The sequence below is a fragment of the Plantibacter sp. MCCC 1A11337 genome (assembly GCF_013349365.1).
Lineage (GTDB): Bacteria > Actinomycetota > Actinomycetes > Actinomycetales > Microbacteriaceae > Plantibacter > Plantibacter flavus_A.
In genome coordinates this window covers 256,662-274,006 of record NZ_JABJWX010000001.1, presented here as the reverse complement: position 1 = coordinate 274,006, position 17,345 = coordinate 256,662, and the positions used below count along the sequence as shown (strand labels likewise).

Sequence of the window (17,345 nt, the reverse complement as noted above, 5' to 3'; positions counted from 1 at the left end):
ATCAGACCGGGTCGTCGTCGGACTTCGCACCGAACACGATCTCGTCCCAGGACGGCATCGACGCTCGGCCGCGGCGCGCCTTGGCCCCGGACGGCGCGCCACCATCGGAGGATTCGGCATCGCCCGCGCGTCGCTGCTGCGCCGCCTCGAACTCACCGGTGTCGAACACCGCCAGCGGCGTCTGCTGATCCGGGACGGCGTGCGGCGCACTGGGGCGCTCGGCCGGTTCGGGTTCGCTGGGAGCGGCCTCCCGCTCGCCACGGCGCTTGCGGAGCGCCTCCAACAGGTCGGCGGTCTGGTTGTGCTGCTCGGGGCTCGACGCCTCACGGTTGATCGCGGCCTGGGTCGCAGCCTTCGAGGACGGTGCACGGCCGAAGCCCGTGTCGGCCGCGAACGGCAACGGCTCGATCGGACGCGTCTCCGCGGGCCGGTCGGTCTCGGGCTGCTGCGGCGTCGACACCCGGTCCAGGGAGAACGCGCCGCTGTCGAAGCGTGAGGTGTCGGGGGAGTCGTCGGTGTCGACCGCACGCAACCGGGGGATCAGCGCTGCCGGCAGGTCACCCTGACGTGAGAGGGTCGTGGCCTCACTCCCGATGGGCGTGAGGGCCAGCTTCTTCGGCTCGAACGCCCAGCGGGCGTCATGGTCGACCTGGTCGGCCGTGAAGGACAGCTTGACGATCCAGCCGCCCTCGGGTTCCTTCCAGCTCGTCCACCGTTCGTCGGTCGCACCGAGCTTCTCGAGTCGAGCCCGGATGACGTTCCCGAAGGTGGCCTCGATGTCGTCGGCCGATGTGTCCGTCGTCGGCAGGACGGCGACGCCGAGAGCGGTACCGACGATGTGCTCGCGCTCCGCCATCACCGGACCCTCGAACCGCTGCACGTACTCCAGCGAGGCACCGGTGACCGCTGCGACGTCCTCGGCGGAGAGCCCGCTGCGGATGTGCGCCTGCACTTCCCTCGGGCTGATCTTGGTGTTCCCACCGATCGGCGCACCGGCCGGCTTCGCCCGCCGCAGGTGGACGTGGAACGAATCGTCGACGATGAGGCGGTATTCCTCCTCATTCCGATCTGCAACGATCAGAGCGCCGAGCTCCGCTCCGACTACCTTCAATTCCTGCATGATGAATGCCTCTCAGCGTGCCACGTGATTGACCCACGTTCTCACGGATCACGGGCGTATTCGGGGAATACGCCGGGCGTGCCGTCAGTTGCACGGGAAGGTTCCGCACACCCTCCCGAACACGGTTTGCAATTCATGCGGAACTGATGCAAACTGTGCCCGCCGATTTTGTTCCGACGGCATCGAGAAGTGGATAGGCATGGCAACTGATTACGACGCTCCCCGCAAGACCGACGACGATTCCGAGTCGATCGAGGCCCTGAAGGAGCGCGTTCCAGACAAGCTGTCCGGAGTCGTCGACTCCGAAGACGCTGACAACCCGGGTGACTACAACCTGGGTGGATCCGACCTCTCCGACCTCGACCTCGACGTCGTCGTGCTCCCGCCCCAGGCGGACGAGTTCACCTGCATGGAGTGCTTCCTGGTGAAGCACCGCTCGCAGCTCGACCACGAGGGCAAGTTCGGCCCGATCTGCGCGGAGTGCGCAGCCTGACAGCACCGCCGCGCGAGCGGCACACAGAACCCCTCCGGATCACGATCCGGAGGGGTTCTGTCGTTGCGGATTCGAGCGGCGGCAGCCTCAGGCGTGCGTGCGCGCGCTGGCGATCGCATCCGCGAGGGCCTGCGGGCGACGGGACGACAGCAGCCAGTACGGCGTCGGATCGGCCGGATCGACGATCTCCACCTTCACGAGGCTGTGCACCCACCCGCGGATCATGAGCCAGGCGCGTGCATCGAGCTTGGTGCGGAGCTGAGCGGTCGCGTCCGTCCCGGTGTACACCACGACCTCACCGATGAACCCGAGCGGGATCGACGCCTTCCCGACCGAGAGGCTCGACTCGGAGACCTGGATCCTCGGCGCCGTCCCGAACGCCAGCGCAAGGCATCCGCCGTACAGCACCACCGCCCCGACGATCCCCGCCGCGAGTGAAACGGGCGCGAGGACGAGCATGGTCGCCGGCACCACGAGGGCGAGGGCGATGATGACCCAGGGGCTGGGCCAGAGGGTTTCACGGTACGGCTGCATGTCTGCCTTGTCTCAGAGAACTGCACTACCCTCGATTCGTGACCGAAAGCGTTGACGTACTCATTATCGCGCCGGATCTGCCCGGCTATGCACACCCCGGCGATGCGGGTGCGGATCTCATGTCCGCCGAGCACGTCGTGCTCGAACCGGGTGAGCGCGCCCTCGTCGGCACCGGCGTCTCGATCGCCCTGCCCGACGGCCATGCCGCATTCGTCGTGCCGCGAAGCGGCCTCGCGGCGAAACACGGCATCACCGTCGTCAACTCGCCCGGCACGGTCGACGCCGGATATCGCGGCGAGATCAAGGTCACGCTCCTCAACACCGACCGTCACACCTCCTTCACCGTCGAGCCGGGCGACCGCATCGCCCAGCTCATCGTGATGCCGGTGTCCCGGGCCAACTTCATCCCGGTGGAGCGATTGCCAGGCAGTGCTCGAGGAGCCGGAGGCTTCGGTTCGACCGGCGTCGGCTCGCTCGCCGTGTCACCGGCCGCCACCGACCCAACCATCAGCACCGACGGTGCCGCGCAGACAGGAACCCTCGCATGAGCGAACTCGAAGACCTCCCCGACCTCGACCTCGACGCGGAGCTGCCCGACGACGCGAAGTCCGCACCCGAGGACCGCGAGACCGCCGGCCCGTTCGACGAGAGCGAGGCCAACCCCGTCCGCCCCTACATCGACCTCGGTGGCGTCAAGGTGCTGCCGCGGGAAGGTCTGAACCTCCGCCTCGAGGTGGAGGAGGCGACGAAGCGCGTCGTCGCGGTCGGCCTCGACTACGCCGGTTCCACCCTGCAGGTCCAGCCGTTCGCCGCCCCGCGGTCGACCGGCCTGTGGAACGAGACCCGCGCGCAGATCGCCGAGCAGATCGCCCAGCAGGGCGGCACCGTGACCGAGCGCGAAGGCGAGTTCGGCCCGGAGCTCGTCGCCGAGGTGCCGACCGGTGGTGCCGCAGGCACCGACGCGACCCACCTGGCACGCTTCATCGGCGTCGACGGTCCGCGCTGGTTCCTCCGCGGCGTCGTCGCGGGGGAGGGCGCGTCGAAGCCGGACGCCGCAGCGCTCGTGGACGACCTCTTCCGCAGCCTCGTCGTCGTCCGGGGCAACTCGCCCATGCCGCCGCGCGACCTCATCCCGCTGCGCATGCCGACGGCCACGAGCGCGTAGTCGATGACGGACGCACGAGAACCGGAGCCCCGCGGAGTCGACCCGGTCGAACGCCGTGACGCGTCGGGTTCAGCTGACGCCACGGGTGATGCGGATCGGCAGCGGCTCGGTGAGTCGATGTCCGCCGCGTTCGGTGCCGCCGCACGCAAGTCCGGTCTGGGCGCGATGGCCGAGGGTGACGCCCCCACCGGCAGGGCACTGCTGCTCGCCATGGGCGGTGTGCGCGGCATCGTCGAGGCGATCCTTCCCGGACTCCTGTTCCTCGTCGTCTACACGCTGACCCTCGACCTGGTCCCGTCGATCATCGCTCCGGTCGCACTCGGGGTCCTCTTCTCCGTGGCACGCCTCGTGCAGCGGCAGCCGGTCACGCAGGCCGTCGGCGGCCTCCTCGGCATCGCACTCTCAGCGGCCCTGGCTCTCCTGTCCGGGCGCGCGGAGGACTTCTACGTCGTCGGGTTCTGGACCAACGGCGCCTACGCCGTGGCCCTCCTCGTCTCGGTGCTCGTCGGGTGGCCCGTCGTCGGGCTCGTCGCCGGCTACCTCATGGGCAGCGGCACGAGCTGGCGGTCCCACCCCGGACAACGACGCGCCATGCGGTGGCTGACGCTGGTGTGGGTTGCCATGTTCGCCGCACGACTCCTGGTGCAGCTGCCCCTCTACTTCAGCGGGAACGTCGAACTCCTCGGCACGCTCCGGCTCCTCATGGGCATCCCGCTCTACGCGCCACTGCTCGTCCTCAGCTGGCTCGTCGTCCGCGCCGTGTTCCCGAAGGCGCCGCAGGCATCCACCGAGTGATCCGCCGAGAGCCCGGCCCGACGCGTCAGTGCGTCTCGGGCCGGGCTCTCGTCATGTCGGGAGGACCCGATCCTCGATGCTAGAATTGTCTCGATATCAAGATAGATGAGCGATGCCGAGATGACACGACGCGCCCGAGCCTGTAGTTAGGCAAGCCTTGCTAGCCGCGGAGCACCCGCCAGCAGCAAGATTGGTCGGAACGCACGTGAGTGAGCACTCGCCGCCGCCAACGAAGGAGAAGACGATATGTCCACCGTGAACAGCTTCGGGGCGAAAGACACCCTGACTGTCGGGACGACCGACTACGAGATCTATCGCATCGACACGGTGGAGGGTCACGAGAAGCTGCCGTTCAGCCTCAAGGTGCTCCTCGAGAACCTGCTGCGCACCGAGGACGGTGCCAACATCACCGAGGCGCACATCCGCGCGATCGGCGACTGGGTTCCGACCGCGGACCCCGACACCGAGATCCAGTTCACCCCGGCTCGGGTCGTCATGCAGGACTTCACCGGCGTGCCGTGCATCGTCGACCTCGCCACCATGCGCGAAGCGGTCGAGGCACTCGGCGGTTCCGCCGACAAGATCAACCCGCTCGCCCCGGCCGAGATGGTCATCGACCACTCGGTCATCGCCGACCTCTTCGGCAGCGAGAACGCGCTCGAGCGCAACGTCGAACTCGAGTACGAGCGCAACGGCGAGCGGTACCAGTTCCTCCGCTGGGGTCAGACGGCGTTCGACGACTTCAAGGTCGTTCCGCCGGGAACCGGCATCGTGCACCAGGTCAACATCGAGTACCTCGCTCGCGTCACCATGACGCGCGAGGTCGGCGGCGTCCTGCGCGCCTACCCCGACACCTGTGTCGGCACCGACTCGCACACGACCATGGTCAACGGCCTGGGCGTGCTCGGCTGGGGCGTCGGCGGCATCGAGGCGGAGGCCGCCATGCTCGGCCAGCCCGTCTCCATGCTCATCCCGAAGGTCGTCGGCTTCAAGCTGAACGGCTCCATCCCGACGGGCGTCACGGCGACGGACGTCGTCCTCACCATCACCCAGATGCTCCGCAAGCACGGGGTCGTCGGCAAGTTCGTCGAGTTCTACGGAGCAGGCGTCGCCGAGGTACCGCTCGCGAACCGCGCCACCATCGGCAACATGAGCCCCGAGTTCGGCTCGACGGCCGCCATGTTCCCGATCGACGACGTCACGCTCGATTACCTGCGCCTCACCGGCCGCAGCGAGGAGCAGATCGCACTGGTCGAGGCCTACGCCAAGACCCAGAAGCTCTGGCATGACGCGGACGTCGAGCCGGTCTTCAGCGAGTACCTCGAACTCGACCTCGCCACCGTCGTGCCGTCGATCGCCGGCCCGAAGCGCCCGCAGGACCGCATCGAGCTGAGCGACGCCAAGTCGCAGTTCGAGCGGGACCTCGTCGACTACGCCACGGTCGAGCACGACATCGTCGACCTCGTCGGCGCCGGTTCCTTCCCCGCCTCCGACCCGGCCGGCACCACGCCGCAGGACGAGGACGAGAACAACCACCACCACCACACGCACCGCAGCCACGCTCCGGCGTCCCTCTCGAAGCCGACCCAGGTCACCCTCGAGGAGAACGGGGTCGACTTCACCCTCGATCACGGCGCCGTCGCTATCGCCGCGATCACCTCGTGCACCAACACCTCGAACCCGTCGGTCATGCTGGCCGCGGGCCTCCTCGCCCGGAACGCGAGCAAGAAGGGCCTGAAGGCGAAGCCGTGGGTCAAGACCACGCTCGCTCCGGGTTCCAAGGTCGTCACCGACTACTACGCGAAGGCCGGTCTCACCGAGTACCTCGAAGACCTCGGCTTCTACACGGTCGGCTACGGCTGCACGACCTGCATCGGCAACTCCGGTCCGCTGCTCGACGAGATCTCGACCGCAGTCCAGGACAACGACCTCGCCGTCACCGCCGTCCTCTCGGGCAACCGCAACTTCGAGGGCCGGATCAACCCGGACGTCAAGATGAACTACCTGGCGAGCCCGCCGCTCGTCATCGCCTACGCCCTCGCGGGGTCGATGAACTTCGACTTCGAGGTCGACGCCCTGGGTGTCGACGCCGACGGCAACGACATCTTCCTGAAGGACATCTGGCCCGACGCGGCGGAGGTCCAGGACACGATCGACACCTCCATCAACAAGGAGATGTTCGACCACGAGTACAGCGGCGTCTTCGACGGCGACGAGCGCTGGCGTTCGCTCCAGACCCCCGAGGGCTCGACCTTCGAGTGGGACGAGGAGTCGACGTACGTGCGGAAGCCCCCGTACTTCGACGGCATGACCATGGAGACGACCCCCGTCTCCGACATCGTCGGTGCCCGCGTCCTCGCGAAGCTCGGCGACTCGGTCACGACCGACCACATCAGCCCGGCCGGCAACATCAAGGCCGACTCGCCCGCAGGCCGATACCTCGACGAACACGGCGTCGGTCGGAAGGACTACAACTCCTACGGCTCGCGCCGCGGCAACCACGAGGTCATGATCCGCGGCACGTTCGCGAACATCCGCCTGAAGAACCAGCTGCTCGACGGCGTGGAGGGCGGCTACACCCGCGACTTCACGCAGCCCGACGCACCGCAGTCCTTCATCTACGACGCGTCGCAGAACTACCAGGCCGAGGGCACGCCCCTCGTCATCTTCGGTGGCAAGGAGTACGGTTCCGGTTCCTCCCGCGACTGGGCGGCCAAGGGCACGAGCCTCCTCGGTGTCAAGGCGGTCATCACCGAGAGCTTCGAGCGCATCCACCGCTCGAACCTCATCGGCATGGGCGTCGTCCCGCTGCAGTTCCCGGAAGGCGAGAGCTGGGCCTCCCTGGGACTCGACGGCACGGAGATCGTGTCGATCGCCGGTCTCGAGGAGCTCAACAACGGCACCACGCCGAAGACGGTCCGCGTGAGCGCCGTCCCGAGCGAGCACTCGGCTCCCGGCAAGGAGCCGGTCGAGTTCGACGCGGTCGTCCGCATCGACACGCCAGGTGAAGCCGACTACTACCGCAACGGCGGCATCCTGCAGTACGTGCTCCGCAGCCTCGTCTGACGACGAGGCTCTACCACCAGGCCGGTCCCGACAGCAACCGTCGGGGCCGGCCTGCGGCGTTCGCCGCCCACCCCGCCCACGACGCGTACACTCGAAAGACGGGCTCCGAGCGATCGGTCGGCCCACGGTGGAGGGACGACAGCGTGACAGTGCTCGATCAGGTGAACGGACCCCGGGATCTCGACGGCCTCTCCGAGGCGGAGCTCGTCGAACTCGCCGGCGACATCCGCGCCTTCCTCATCGCGAACGTCTCGAAGACCGGCGGACACCTCGGTCCGAACCTCGGCGTCGTCGAGCTCACGATCGCGATGCACCGGGTGTTCGACTCCCCGACGGATCCGATGGTGTTCGACACCGGTCACCAGTCCTACGTCCACAAACTCCTGACCGGCCGTCAGGAGTTCTCCGGGCTGCGGACCCGCGGCGGCCTCGCCGGCTACCCGCAGCGTTCCGAATCCGAGCACGACATCGTCGAGAGCTCGCACGCCTCGAGCTCGCTCAGCTGGGCGGACGGCATCTCCCGCGCCTTCCAGATGACCGGGCAGGACGAGCGCCATGTGGTCGCGGTCGTCGGCGACGGCGCGCTGACGGGCGGCATGACGTGGGAGGCGCTCAACAACATCAGCGACGACAACACCCGCCGGCTCGTCATCATCGTCAACGACAACGGCCGGTCCTACGCGCCGACCATCGGCGGTATGGCGCGGTTCCTGAGCGGCGTGCGGACCCGCCGGAGCTATCGCGACCTGCGCGAGCGCAGCCAGCGGGCCTTCAACCTCCTCGGCGGTCCGGGACGCGCGCTCTATCGGGGTGTCCGCGGAGGCGCCCACGGGTTCCTCTCCCGTCTCACGAACAACGAGGCGCTCTACTCCAACCTCGACATCAAGTACATCGGGCCGGTCGACGGACACGACATTCACGCGATGGAGGAGGCCCTGACCCAGGCGAAGCACTACGGCGCACCGGTGATCGTCCACGCGATCACCGAGAAGGGTCGTGGCTTCCAGCCGGCACGGGACGACGACGCCGATCAGTTCCACGCCGTCGGGGTGATCGACCCCGAGACCGGGGAGCCCGTCGGGGCGGCCTCCCGCCCGTCCTGGACGGCCGTGTTCAGCGAGGAGATGCTCGCGGTGGCCGAGGCCGACGACCGCGTCGTCGCCATCACCGCCGCCATGCTGCGACCGGTCGGGCTCCACGCCTTCGCCGAACGCTTCCCCGAGCGCGTGCACGACGTCGGCATCGCCGAGCAGCACGCCTTCACCTCGGCGGCCGGGCTCGCCTTCGGTGGACTGCACCCGGTGGTGGCCGTGTACGCGACGTTCGTGAACCGTGCCTTCGATCAACTGCTCATGGACGTCGCGCTGCACCGTGCGGGAGTCACGGTCGTCCTCGACCGCGCCGGCGTGACCGGCCCCGACGGACCGAGCCACCACGGCATCTGGGACCTCGCGATCCTGCAGGTCGTCCCGGGTATCCGGATCGCGGCACCGCGTGATGGCGAGCGGCTGCGCGAGGAACTGCGTGAGGCCGTGTCGATCGACGACGCCCCGACCGTCATCCGGTTCCCGAAGGGCAGCGCCCCCGCCGAGCTCCCGGCCGTCGAGCGTCTCCACGACGGCGTCGACGTCCTCCGGACGGCCGAGCAGCCGGACGTCCTCATCGTCGCCGTCGGCCCGATGGCGCCCATCGCGATCGATGTGGCGGACCGACTCGCCCAGCAGGGCATCGGCGCGACCGTCGTCGACCCCCGCTGGGTGGTCCCCGTCGCCGAATCGCTCGTCGAGCTCGCCGCGGCGCACCGGCTCGTGATCACGATCGAGGACGGCATCCGCGTCGGAGGCATCGGTACCCGCATCAGGCAGACCCTCCGCGAGGCCGGCGTCGACACGGCCGTCGACGAGCTCGGCGTGCCGGACGAGTTCATCGATCACGCGTCCCGCGAGCAGATCCTCGAGGACGCGGGCCTCACGGCGCAGCAGATCGCCCGCGACGTCGTGGCACAGGTCCTCGGTAGCCGGATCCCCGTGGCCCGCCCGCTGCCTGACGACCGCGTCGAGCAGGACACGTCTTCGGAGCGGAGCACGACGAGGCCGCACGGCGCCTGACCGCGGGCTGTGGCGCGCTTGACTTCGAGTGCGCTCGAAGTCGTATCGTGTGGACATGACCACTCTTCACGAGGGCTACGCCATCTCCGACGTCGCCGAACGAACCGGGCTGAGCGTCCACACGCTCCGGTACTACGAGCGCGCAGGGCTCATGCCACGTCCGATCGGCCGCAGCTCATCGACGCACCGCCGCTACAGCGAGGGCGACGTGTCCTGGGTCGTGTTCCTGACGAGACTCCGATCGACGGGCATGCCGATCGCGACGCTCCGCGAGTACACGGAATTGGCGCAGCGTGGCGACGACACCGCCGAGGCGAGGCTTGAGCTGCTGCTGCGGCATCGGATCTCGTTCCTGGCCCGCCTCGAGGAGATGCAGCAGTCGCTGGAGGTCATCGATCGCAAGATCGAACTCTACACAGAACAGGTGGCAACACGATGAAGCACATCACACTCGGCACGGCGGGACCAGACATCGCCCGGATCGGCCTCGGCTGCATGGGGATGTCGGCGTTCTACACCGGTGCCGCCCTCGACGATGCGGCGTCGACCGCGACGATCCATCGTGCCCTGGACCTCGGCGTCACCTTCTTCGACACCGCCGAGATGTACGGTCCCTACCTCAACGAGGAACTGCTCGGAGCTGCACTCGGATCACGCCGGGACGAGGTGACCCTCGCGACCAAGTTCGGGACGATCCGCAATTCCAGTGACGGACAGTTCGGCGCCGACGGCAGCGCCGCGAACGTGCGCCTGTCGATCGAGGGATCGCTGCGCCGGCTCGGGACCGACGTCGTGGACCTCTACTACCTCCACCGCGTGGATCCGGGCGTGCCCATCGAGGAGACGGTGGGTGCACTCTCGGAGCTCGTCACCGAGGGCAAGATCCGGTACATCGGTCTGTCGGAGGCGGCTCCGGACACGATCCGGCGTGCACACGCCGTGCACCCGATCACGGCTCTGCAGACGGAGTACTCGCTCTGGAGCCGCGACCCCGAGGCGGAGATCCTGCCGACCGTCCGTGAGTTGGGCATCGGTTTCGTCCCGTACTCGCCGCTCGGTCGCGGGTTCCTCACCGGCACGATCCGATCGCTCGACGTGCTCGACGAAACCGACTTCCGTCGTGCCAACCCACGCTTCACGGGGCACAACCTCGCTGCGAACATCGCGATCGTCGAAGAGGTCGACCGGATCGCCGCGTCCCTCGAAGCGACACCGGCCCAGGTGGCGCTCGCCTGGTTGCTGGCTCAGGGTGACGACATCGCACCGATCCCCGGCACGAAGCGGATCCCGTACCTCGAGGAGAACCTCGGCGCCGACGAGCTCTCCCTGTCGACCGATGCGCTCGCTCGACTCGACGCACTCCGTCTCCCGGCCGGCGACCGGTATCCGGACATGAGCACCGTCAACCGCTGAGCTCCGGCATGCGCTGAGGGCCGGCGTCGCTCGAGGCACAACGACGAGAGCGGGGTGCCGTCCACCGATGGTGGAGGACACCCCGCTCTCGCGACATCGCGCGGACTACGCCTGGACGCCCCGGATGGGCGGGTGGTGGAAGGTGTCGCCGAAGGCACGCTCGCTCGCACCGACACGGTCCAGGTACGGCGTCGCTCCGCCGTCCTGGAACGGCCAACCCGCACCGAGGATGAGTCCGAGGTCGATGTCCTGGGCGGCTGAGACGACGCCCTCGTCCAACATGAGCTTGATCTCCGACGCGAGGCCGTCCTCGACCCGTCGCAGGATCTCGTGCTCGGTGAGCGGGCTGTCGCCCGTGACGAGCACCTTCTGAGCCTGCTTCGTGAAGCCGGTCACCTTGCCGCCCTTGTCCTTCTCGACGACCGAGTCCAGGCCTGCGAGCCGGTGGAGGTTCTCCGACGCGAAGAACCGGTCGGGGAACTTCCCGACCATCGTGTCCTGCACGTGCGCGGCGACCTTCCAACCGACGAGGTCGATGAGCTGGAAGGGCGTCATCGGCAGCCCGATGGGCGCGAAGGCACGTTCGACCGTCAGCAGCGGGGTGCCGGCGTCCAGGGCGTGCGCCGCCTCACCCATGACCTTCGCCAGGAGTCGGTTGACGATGAAGCCGGGAGCGTCGGCGGTGAGGATGGCGCTCTTCTTCAGCTTCGCCGCGGTGGCGAAGGCCGTCGCGAGCGTCTCGTCGTCCGTCTGAGGTGTGCGGACGACCTCGAGCAACGGCATGACGGCGACCGGGTTGAAGAAGTGGAAGCCGACGAGCCGCTCGGGGTGCGCGAGCTTCGCCCCGATCTCCTCGACGGTGAGCGAGGACGTGTTCGTCGCGAGGACCGCCTGCTCCGAGACGTACTGCTCGACCTCGGCGAAGACGCTCTGCTTGACGCCGACCTCTTCGAAGACGGCCTCGATGACCCAGTCGCAGTCCGCGAAGTCGGCCTTGTCCGTGGTTCCGGACAGGAGCGCCTTCAGACGGTTCGACTCGTCGGGGGAGATGCGGCCCTTCCCGCGGAGCGTGTCGATCTCGCCGTGGATCCGGGCGACGCCGGCGTCGACGTGGCCCTGGTCGAGGTCGGTGATGACCACCGGCACCTGGAGTCGCCGGAGGAAGAGCAGTGCGAACTGGCTCGCCATGAGCCCGGCACCGATGATGCCGACCTTCGTGACCCGCCGGGCGAGCTGCTTGTCGGGCGCTCCTGCCGGGCGCTTGGCGCGCTTCTGCACGAGGTCGAACGCGTACATGCTGGCTTGGAACTGGTCGCCGACGATGAGCTCGGACAGCGCCCGGTCCTCTCGCTCGAATCCCTGCGCTTTCGTGCCGCTGCGGGCGGCCTCGAGCAGGTCGAGGGCCGCGTAGGGCGACTTCGCGACGGTGCCGATCTTGCTCTCGAGCATCTTGCGGGCGGTGCTGATGGCGAGCGGCCACTTGATCGTCCGCTCCACCTTGCCCGGCACGTTCTTGCGCTGCACGGTCACCGTGCCACCGAGCACCCCGTCGGCCCACCGCAAGGAGTCCTCGAGGAAGTTGGCGGCGGGGAACATGACGTCGGCGATGCCGTAGGCGAGCGCGTCCTGCGCCTTGAGCATCCGGTTGTTCTTGAGCGGGTTGGAGATGACGACGTTGAGCGCGTTCTCGATGCCGATCAGGTTCGGGAGCAGGTAGGCGCCGCCCCAGCCCGGGATGAGTCCGAGGAACACCTCGGGGAGCGCGATCGCGGGCGCCGAGGCGTCGACGGTCCGGTAGTTCGCGTTGAGGCCGATCTCGAGTCCGCCACCGAGCGCGAGTCCGTTGATGAAGACGAAGGTCGGGACACCGAGGTCCTCGAGCTTGCCGAAGACATGGTGGCCGAGCTGCGCGAGCTTGGTCGCGACCTCACGGGACGGGATGTCGCCGACCTTGCTCAGATCGGCGCCGGCCGCCAGGATGAACGGCTTGCCCGTGATGGCGACGCCGTCGATCTCGCCCGATGCGGCACGGGTCCGTTGCGCCTCGAGGACGCCGTCGAGCTCGAGCAGCGTGACCGGGCCGAGCGTGTTCGGCCGGGTGTGGTCGCGTCCGTTGTCGAGGGTGATGAGCGCGATCGTGCGTCCGCTCGCCAGGCGCACGTCCTTGACGAAGGAGCGCGTCACGACCTCGTCGTCGCCGCTGATCGCGACGAGCTCCGAGAAGTCGATGGTCGTGTAGTCGGTCATCTACTTGCGTCCCTTCTTGCCGGTGAAGTACGGGTTCTCCCAGATCACGGTGCCGCCCTGGCCGAGGCCGACGCACATCGCCGTGAGGCCGTAGCGCACCTCGGGGTGCTCGGCGAACTGCGCCGCGAGCTGGATCATGAGTCGGACGCCGGAGGCTGCGAGCGGGTGCCCGACCGCGATCGCGCCACCCCACGGGTTCACCCGCGGGTCCTCGTCGTCGATGCCGAAGTGGTCGAGGAATGAGAGCACCTGGACGGCGAAGGCCTCGTTCAGTTCGAACAGACCGATGTCCTCGATCGACAGACCGGCCTTCCGCAGCGCCTTCTCCGTGGAGGGGACGGGACCGATGCCCATGATCTCGGGCTCGACGCCCGCGAACGCGAAGCTGACGAGGCGCATCTTCGGCGTGAGACCGAGCTCCTTCGCCGTCGAGGCGCTGGCGAGCAGACTCACCGTGGCGCCGTCGGTCAGCGGCGAGGCGTTGCCTGCGGTGACACGGCCGTGGGGCCGGAACGGCGTCTTCAGTCCGGCGAGCCCCTCCATCGTGGTCTCGGGCCGGAGTCCTTCGTCGCCGGTGGCGAGTCCCCATCCACTGTCGCTCCGGAGCGCGACCGGGACGAGGTCGGGCTGGATCCGCCCGGCTTCGTAGGCGGCCGCGACCTTCTGCTGGCTGCGCATGCCGAAGCGGTCGGAGCGTTCCTTCGTGAGCTGCGGGAACCGGTCGTGGATGCGCTCGGCCGTCTTGCCCATGTTGAGCGCGTCCTCACTGACGAGGCGCTCGGCGAGGAACCGCGGATTCGGGTCGGCGTCCAGCCCCATGGGGTGACGCCCCATGTGCTCGACGCCACCGGCGAGGACGAGGTCGTAGGCACCGAATGCGATGCCGCTGCCGAGCGTCGTGACCGAGGTCATCGCTCCGGCGCACATGCGGTCGATCGCGAATCCGGGGACGGACTTCGGGAGGCCGGCGAGCAGCGCGGCGGTGCGGCCGAGCGTGAGCCCCTGGTCGCCCTGCTGGGTCGTCGCCGCGATGGCGACCTCGTCGATGCGGTCGAGCGGCAGACCGGGATGACGTTCGAGCAGTCCGATGATCGCCTTGACGATCAGGTCGTCAGCCCGGGTGTTCCAGTACATGCCCTTTTCGCCGGCTCGTCCGAACGGTGTCCGGACTCCATCAACGAATACGACGTCGGCTTGTTCGGCCACGTTGCCTCCTCATTCTCGGGGTACGCCCCGATCCTAGGCGGCGGACACGGGTGGACACCCGGGTGCAGCGCTTCCTACGAAGCGTCCGGGTCAGGCTCCACCGGGGATTGGGCCGACTCGACAAAGGCGTCGGTGATCGCCCGGGCGGTCGCGTCGATCTGCCAGGGGCGTGCCTCGTGCTCGGCGAGTGCTGCGGCGACCGTCTCGACGGTGAGTGGTTCGGGCGGCGTCCAGGCCAGTCGGCGCAGCGTCTCCGGCGTGAGCAGGTTCTCCACCGGCATCGTCAGGAACTCCGCCGTCGCGAGGATCTTCGTCCGAGCCGCGGTGTACCTGGCGTGCGCGTCGGGATTCTTGTCGGACCAGCTGCGTGGCGGTGGCAGCGTATCGCTCGCCGGTCGGGCACCGGGGAGGTCCTCGGTGGTCTGGCCGGTGTGGATCGCGTTCCACCAGAGGTCGAGTTCGGTGCGGCTCGCGCGCCCACGGAAGTCCGAAAGGGCTGCGAGGTCGCGCTTCGAGCTGGGGTTGGCCTTCGCGGCCGCGGTGATCGAGGCGTCGGGGATGAGCCGCCCGGGGGCGGTGTCGCGGCGCTGCGCGAGTTCGTCACGCGCGATCCAGAGCTCACGAGCGACGGCGAGGTTGCGTTGTCCGCGCACGGCGTGGAGTCCGGAGAGGCGGCGCCAGGGCTCGGCGCGGGGTGCCTTCGCCTCTCGGGCCAGCGTCGCCTGGAACTCCTGGCGCGCGATGTCGCTCTTCCCGGCATCCTCGATGCGGGCTGCCAGCTCCTCCGCGGCGTCGACGAGCAGCTCGACGTCGAGCGCCGCGTATTCGAGCCAGGAGGCGGGGAGCGGGCGGGTCGACCAGTCGGCGGCGGAGTGCTCCTTCGCCAGATGGATGCCCAACAGTTCCTCGACCACGGCACCCAGCCCGACACGCGGCAGCCCGAGCAGACGGGCGCCCAGTTCGGTGTCGAAGAGCTCGCTCGGGTCGACGCCCACCTCGCGGAGGCAGGCGAGGTCCTGGCTGGCCGCGTGCAGGATCGAGCGTTCACCCTGGATCAGGGCACCGAGTTCGGCCATGGAGCCGATCGCGGGCGGGTCGTAGAGGAAGACCCCGGCACCGCGACGGTAGACCTGGATCAGATAGGCCCGCTGCGAGTACCGGTAGCCCGACGCGCGTTCGGCGTCGAGTGCGAACGGTCCGTGACCCGCGGCAAGCACCTCGAGTGAGGCGAGGTAGGCCTCGCGGGTGTCGGTGACGACCCGTGGTGCGGTGGGCGCGGGTGGGGGGAGGAGCGGTGCTGATTCAGGCGCCGCGTCACTCACGGTGAGCTCGTTTGACGGACAACAGGGAGACCCCTTCGGTGGTCGGAGGCAAGCCGGCGAGCATGCACAGCAGCTCTCCCCATCCTTCCACGTGCGCCGCGACGTCGCTCTCCAGCGGTGTCCACGACGCTCGGAGCTCGATCTGTGCGCCGTCGCCCTGCCGGGCGAGCTCCCCGAAACCACTCGAGATGATCTTCGTCGCGGTACCGGACGCCGCCTGGTACGAGGCGCCGCGGGTGTCGAGGGCGTCCACGAGCCAGGACCAGGCGACCTCGGCGAGGAACGGGTCGAGTCCGATCTCGGTCTCCAGGGGAGCCTGGGCGAAGCAGACGACGCGGAAGCGTCCACCCCAGGCGTCAGAGCCGTCCGGGTCGTAGAGGAGGACGAACCGCCCCGTACCGAGGTCGGAGTCGGCATCGTGGCGACTCGGTGAGACGTCGGCCGCGAGCGCGATGGCGAACGGCGCGAGATTGCTCGGCGCGGGGATCTCCGTGACTCTCAGATCGGGACGGACGGCGGCAGCGCGAACAGCGTCCACCGCTCGGGCGAACTCTTCGGGAACCTTTGCCGTCGTCGGACTCTCTACCACGAGTGAAGACTAGAGTTACATCCCGATGAATGGGCAGAGGCACGCCGGGCGGAGACGCGGACCCGGGTCGCAGGCAAGCGGTCGAGGAGTGGCGGGCACCGGCATCCGCCGGCGCGGTTCGGCGACGGATGCGATCGTCATCGCCGGCGGAGCCGCTGCCGCCGTCGGCGCCCTCGGACTCGCCGTCGTCGCGACCATCGCCCGCAAGGTGGTGGTCCCGGCTCGGGACCGCCCGAGCGAGGCACGCATCGTCGGCTTGGACCGTGCCGGCGGGACGATCGAACTCGTCGCGTCCCCGGACACGATCGTCCCGGGCCGCTACGGCAGCTGGGTGACGAGACGTGCCGCCTACGTGCAGCTGGGCGACATCCTCGAGGTGCGGCAGCACACGGTGGTCCGGACGCTCCTCGGCGGCGACGTCGACGCGCTCCGCGTCGGCCAGGAGGCCGAGTTCAGCGGGTGGTTCTTCCGCCGCCCGGAGGAGCTGGGTCTCGCCCACGAGGACGTGCTCGTACCGACCCCACTCGGGCCGGCGCCGGCGTGGGCGATCCACCCGGAGGACGGACCGTCCACCCGCTGGGCCGTCCTGGTGCACGGCCGGGGGACCACGCGATCCGAAGCGCTGCGAGCGGTGCCGAGCTTCCGCAACGCCGGGTACTCGTGCCTGCTCGTCTCCTACCGCAACGACGGCGACGCTCCGCCCGCGCTGGACTTCCGGTACGCGCTCGGCGACGAGGAGTGGCGCGACGTGGACGCCGCGATCGGCTGGGTGCGGGAACAGGGTGCCGCCGACGTCGTGCTCATGGGCTGGTCCATGGGCGGAGCGATCGTGCTCCAGGCCTCACGGCGGACGAAGCACCCCGAACTCCTCCGCGCCGTCGCGCTCGATTCGCCGGTCATCGACTGGGTGGACGTCCTGCAGCACCAGGCCCGCGAGAACCGGATCCCGAGCGTCGTGGGTCGGGTCGCCCTGCTCGCCATCAGCCGCCGGTGGGGACGCCTCCTGACCGGGCAGGCGACGAGCATCGATCTCGGTCGGCTCGACTACGTCGCCAACGCCGCCGACCTCGCCTTGCCGATCCTGCTGATGCACAGTGACGACGACGGTTACGTCCCGGCAGGGCCGTCGCGGGCGCTCGCCCTCGCACGACCGGACATCGTGACGTTCGTCCCGTTCACCGTCGCCCGTCACACGAAGCTCTGGAACTACGACCCGGAGCGTTGGACCGCCGCGGTCTCGGACTGGCTCGACGAGCTCGTGCCGCTACCGCCCGGGCACTGACCGAC

General features: G+C 69.0%; 15 protein-coding genes. 9 read left to right on the top strand and 6 right to left on the bottom strand.

All coding sequences use genetic code 11. From position 1 onward, the window contains the following. Position 1: 1 nt before the first annotated feature. The gene (sepH, locus tag HOW07_RS01280) at positions 2–1,120 is read right to left on the bottom strand and encodes a septation protein SepH (protein ID WP_121290736.1); all 1,119 of its coding nucleotides are present in this window, start codon (positions 1,118–1,120) and stop codon (positions 2–4) included. A 199-nt stretch (positions 1,121–1,319) separates the two neighbouring features. Between sepH and HOW07_RS01275 the strand changes: the two genes are divergently transcribed. Continuing rightward, positions 1,320–1,613 (top strand): DUF4193 domain-containing protein, encoded by a 294-nt coding sequence (locus tag HOW07_RS01275; RefSeq protein ID WP_056005937.1) that lies wholly within the window; start codon positions 1,320–1,322, stop codon positions 1,611–1,613. A gap of 87 nt (positions 1,614–1,700) precedes the next feature. Here HOW07_RS01275 and HOW07_RS01270 read toward each other — a convergent pair whose 3' ends face one another. Then, complete coding sequence (locus tag HOW07_RS01270; protein ID WP_071260072.1) at positions 1,701–2,147, bottom strand: DUF3093 domain-containing protein; 447 nt, start codon at positions 2,145–2,147, stop codon at positions 1,701–1,703. A gap of 38 nt (positions 2,148–2,185) precedes the next feature. Between HOW07_RS01270 and dut the strand changes: the two genes are divergently transcribed. The 7 genes from dut (at position 2,186) to HOW07_RS01235 (ending at position 10,694) form a co-directional block, all read left to right on the top strand. Beyond that, positions 2,186–2,695: a dUTP diphosphatase gene (gene dut / locus HOW07_RS01265; RefSeq protein ID WP_175115869.1), complete on the top strand. Its 510-nt coding sequence runs from the start codon at positions 2,186–2,188 to the stop codon at positions 2,693–2,695. Then, positions 2,692–3,312 (top strand): DUF3710 domain-containing protein, encoded by a 621-nt coding sequence (locus HOW07_RS01260; RefSeq protein ID WP_071260074.1) that lies wholly within the window; start codon positions 2,692–2,694, stop codon positions 3,310–3,312. The genes dut and HOW07_RS01260 overlap by 4 nt, the downstream gene beginning before the upstream one ends. A gap of 3 nt (positions 3,313–3,315) precedes the next feature. Then, entirely contained in the window at positions 3,316–4,107 is a 792-nt protein-coding gene (locus HOW07_RS01255) for a DUF3159 domain-containing protein (protein ID WP_254628147.1), read from the top strand. 246 nt (positions 4,108–4,353) lie between these two features. Then, positions 4,354–7,173 carry an aconitate hydratase gene (locus tag HOW07_RS01250; RefSeq protein ID WP_071260076.1) on the top strand — a complete coding sequence of 940 codons (2,820 nt, stop codon included), beginning with the start codon at positions 4,354–4,356 and terminating at the stop codon, positions 7,171–7,173. A 143-nt stretch (positions 7,174–7,316) separates the two neighbouring features. Further along, the gene (gene dxs, locus HOW07_RS01245; RefSeq protein WP_175115868.1) at positions 7,317–9,281 is read left to right on the top strand and encodes a 1-deoxy-D-xylulose-5-phosphate synthase; all 1,965 of its coding nucleotides are present in this window, start codon (positions 7,317–7,319) and stop codon (positions 9,279–9,281) included. Between the two features lie 55 nt (positions 9,282–9,336). Beyond that, complete coding sequence (locus tag HOW07_RS01240) at positions 9,337–9,720, top strand: MerR family transcriptional regulator (RefSeq protein WP_056011194.1); 384 nt, start codon at positions 9,337–9,339, stop codon at positions 9,718–9,720. Further along, positions 9,717–10,694, top strand: a complete 978-nt coding sequence (locus tag HOW07_RS01235) for an aldo/keto reductase (protein ID WP_175115867.1) — start codon at positions 9,717–9,719, stop codon at positions 10,692–10,694. Before HOW07_RS01240 ends, HOW07_RS01235 begins: the two co-directional genes overlap by 4 nt. Before the next feature lie 105 nt (positions 10,695–10,799). On the opposite strand, the gene HOW07_RS01230 is transcribed toward HOW07_RS01235, so the two are convergent. The 4 genes from HOW07_RS01230 to HOW07_RS01215 form a co-directional block, all read right to left on the bottom strand. Beyond that, positions 10,800–12,941: a 3-hydroxyacyl-CoA dehydrogenase NAD-binding domain-containing protein gene (locus tag HOW07_RS01230; RefSeq protein WP_175115866.1), complete on the bottom strand. Its 2,142-nt coding sequence runs from the start codon at positions 12,939–12,941 to the stop codon at positions 10,800–10,802. After that, positions 12,942–14,147: a thiolase family protein gene (locus HOW07_RS01225; RefSeq protein ID WP_064293790.1), complete on the bottom strand. Its 1,206-nt coding sequence runs from the start codon at positions 14,145–14,147 to the stop codon at positions 12,942–12,944. Positions 14,148–14,221: 74 nt separating this feature from the next. Then, complete coding sequence (locus tag HOW07_RS01220) at positions 14,222–15,469, bottom strand: HRDC domain-containing protein (protein WP_121290726.1); 1,248 nt, start codon at positions 15,467–15,469, stop codon at positions 14,222–14,224. Beyond that, on the bottom strand, positions 15,462–16,058 hold the full coding sequence (locus HOW07_RS01215) for a DUF3000 domain-containing protein (RefSeq protein WP_079002473.1): 597 nt from the start codon (positions 16,056–16,058) through the stop codon (positions 15,462–15,464). The genes HOW07_RS01220 and HOW07_RS01215 overlap by 8 nt, the downstream gene beginning before the upstream one ends. 88 nt (positions 16,059–16,146) lie before the next feature. On the opposite strand from HOW07_RS01215, the gene HOW07_RS01210 reads away from it, so the two are divergent. After that, positions 16,147–17,340: an alpha/beta fold hydrolase gene (locus HOW07_RS01210; protein ID WP_175115865.1), complete on the top strand. Its 1,194-nt coding sequence runs from the start codon at positions 16,147–16,149 to the stop codon at positions 17,338–17,340. The last annotated feature ends 5 nt before the right edge of the window (positions 17,341–17,345 follow it).

What these genes read in the sequence shown, in the direction of transcription:
- HOW07_RS01275 (WP_056005937.1), top strand. Translation starts at nt 1,320, where the DNA reads ATGGCAACTGATTACGACGCTCCCCGCAAGACCGACGACGATTCCGAG.
- HOW07_RS01240 (WP_056011194.1), top strand. Translation starts at nt 9,337, where the DNA reads ATGACCACTCTTCACGAGGGCTACGCCATCTCCGACGTCGCCGAACGA.
- HOW07_RS01255 (WP_254628147.1), top strand. Translation starts at nt 3,316, where the DNA reads ATGACGGACGCACGAGAACCGGAGCCCCGCGGAGTCGACCCGGTCGAA.
- HOW07_RS01250 (WP_071260076.1), top strand. Translation starts at nt 4,354, where the DNA reads ATGTCCACCGTGAACAGCTTCGGGGCGAAAGACACCCTGACTGTCGGG.
- sepH (WP_121290736.1), bottom strand. Translation starts at nt 1,120, where the DNA reads ATGCAGGAATTGAAGGTAGTCGGAGCGGAGCTCGGCGCTCTGATCGTT.
- HOW07_RS01260 (WP_071260074.1), top strand. Translation starts at nt 2,692, where the DNA reads ATGAGCGAACTCGAAGACCTCCCCGACCTCGACCTCGACGCGGAGCTG.
- HOW07_RS01230 (WP_175115866.1), bottom strand. Translation starts at nt 12,941, where the DNA reads ATGACCGACTACACGACCATCGACTTCTCGGAGCTCGTCGCGATCAGC.
- HOW07_RS01270 (WP_071260072.1), bottom strand. Translation starts at nt 2,147, where the DNA reads ATGCAGCCGTACCGTGAAACCCTCTGGCCCAGCCCCTGGGTCATCATC.
- HOW07_RS01235 (WP_175115867.1), top strand. Translation starts at nt 9,717, where the DNA reads ATGAAGCACATCACACTCGGCACGGCGGGACCAGACATCGCCCGGATC.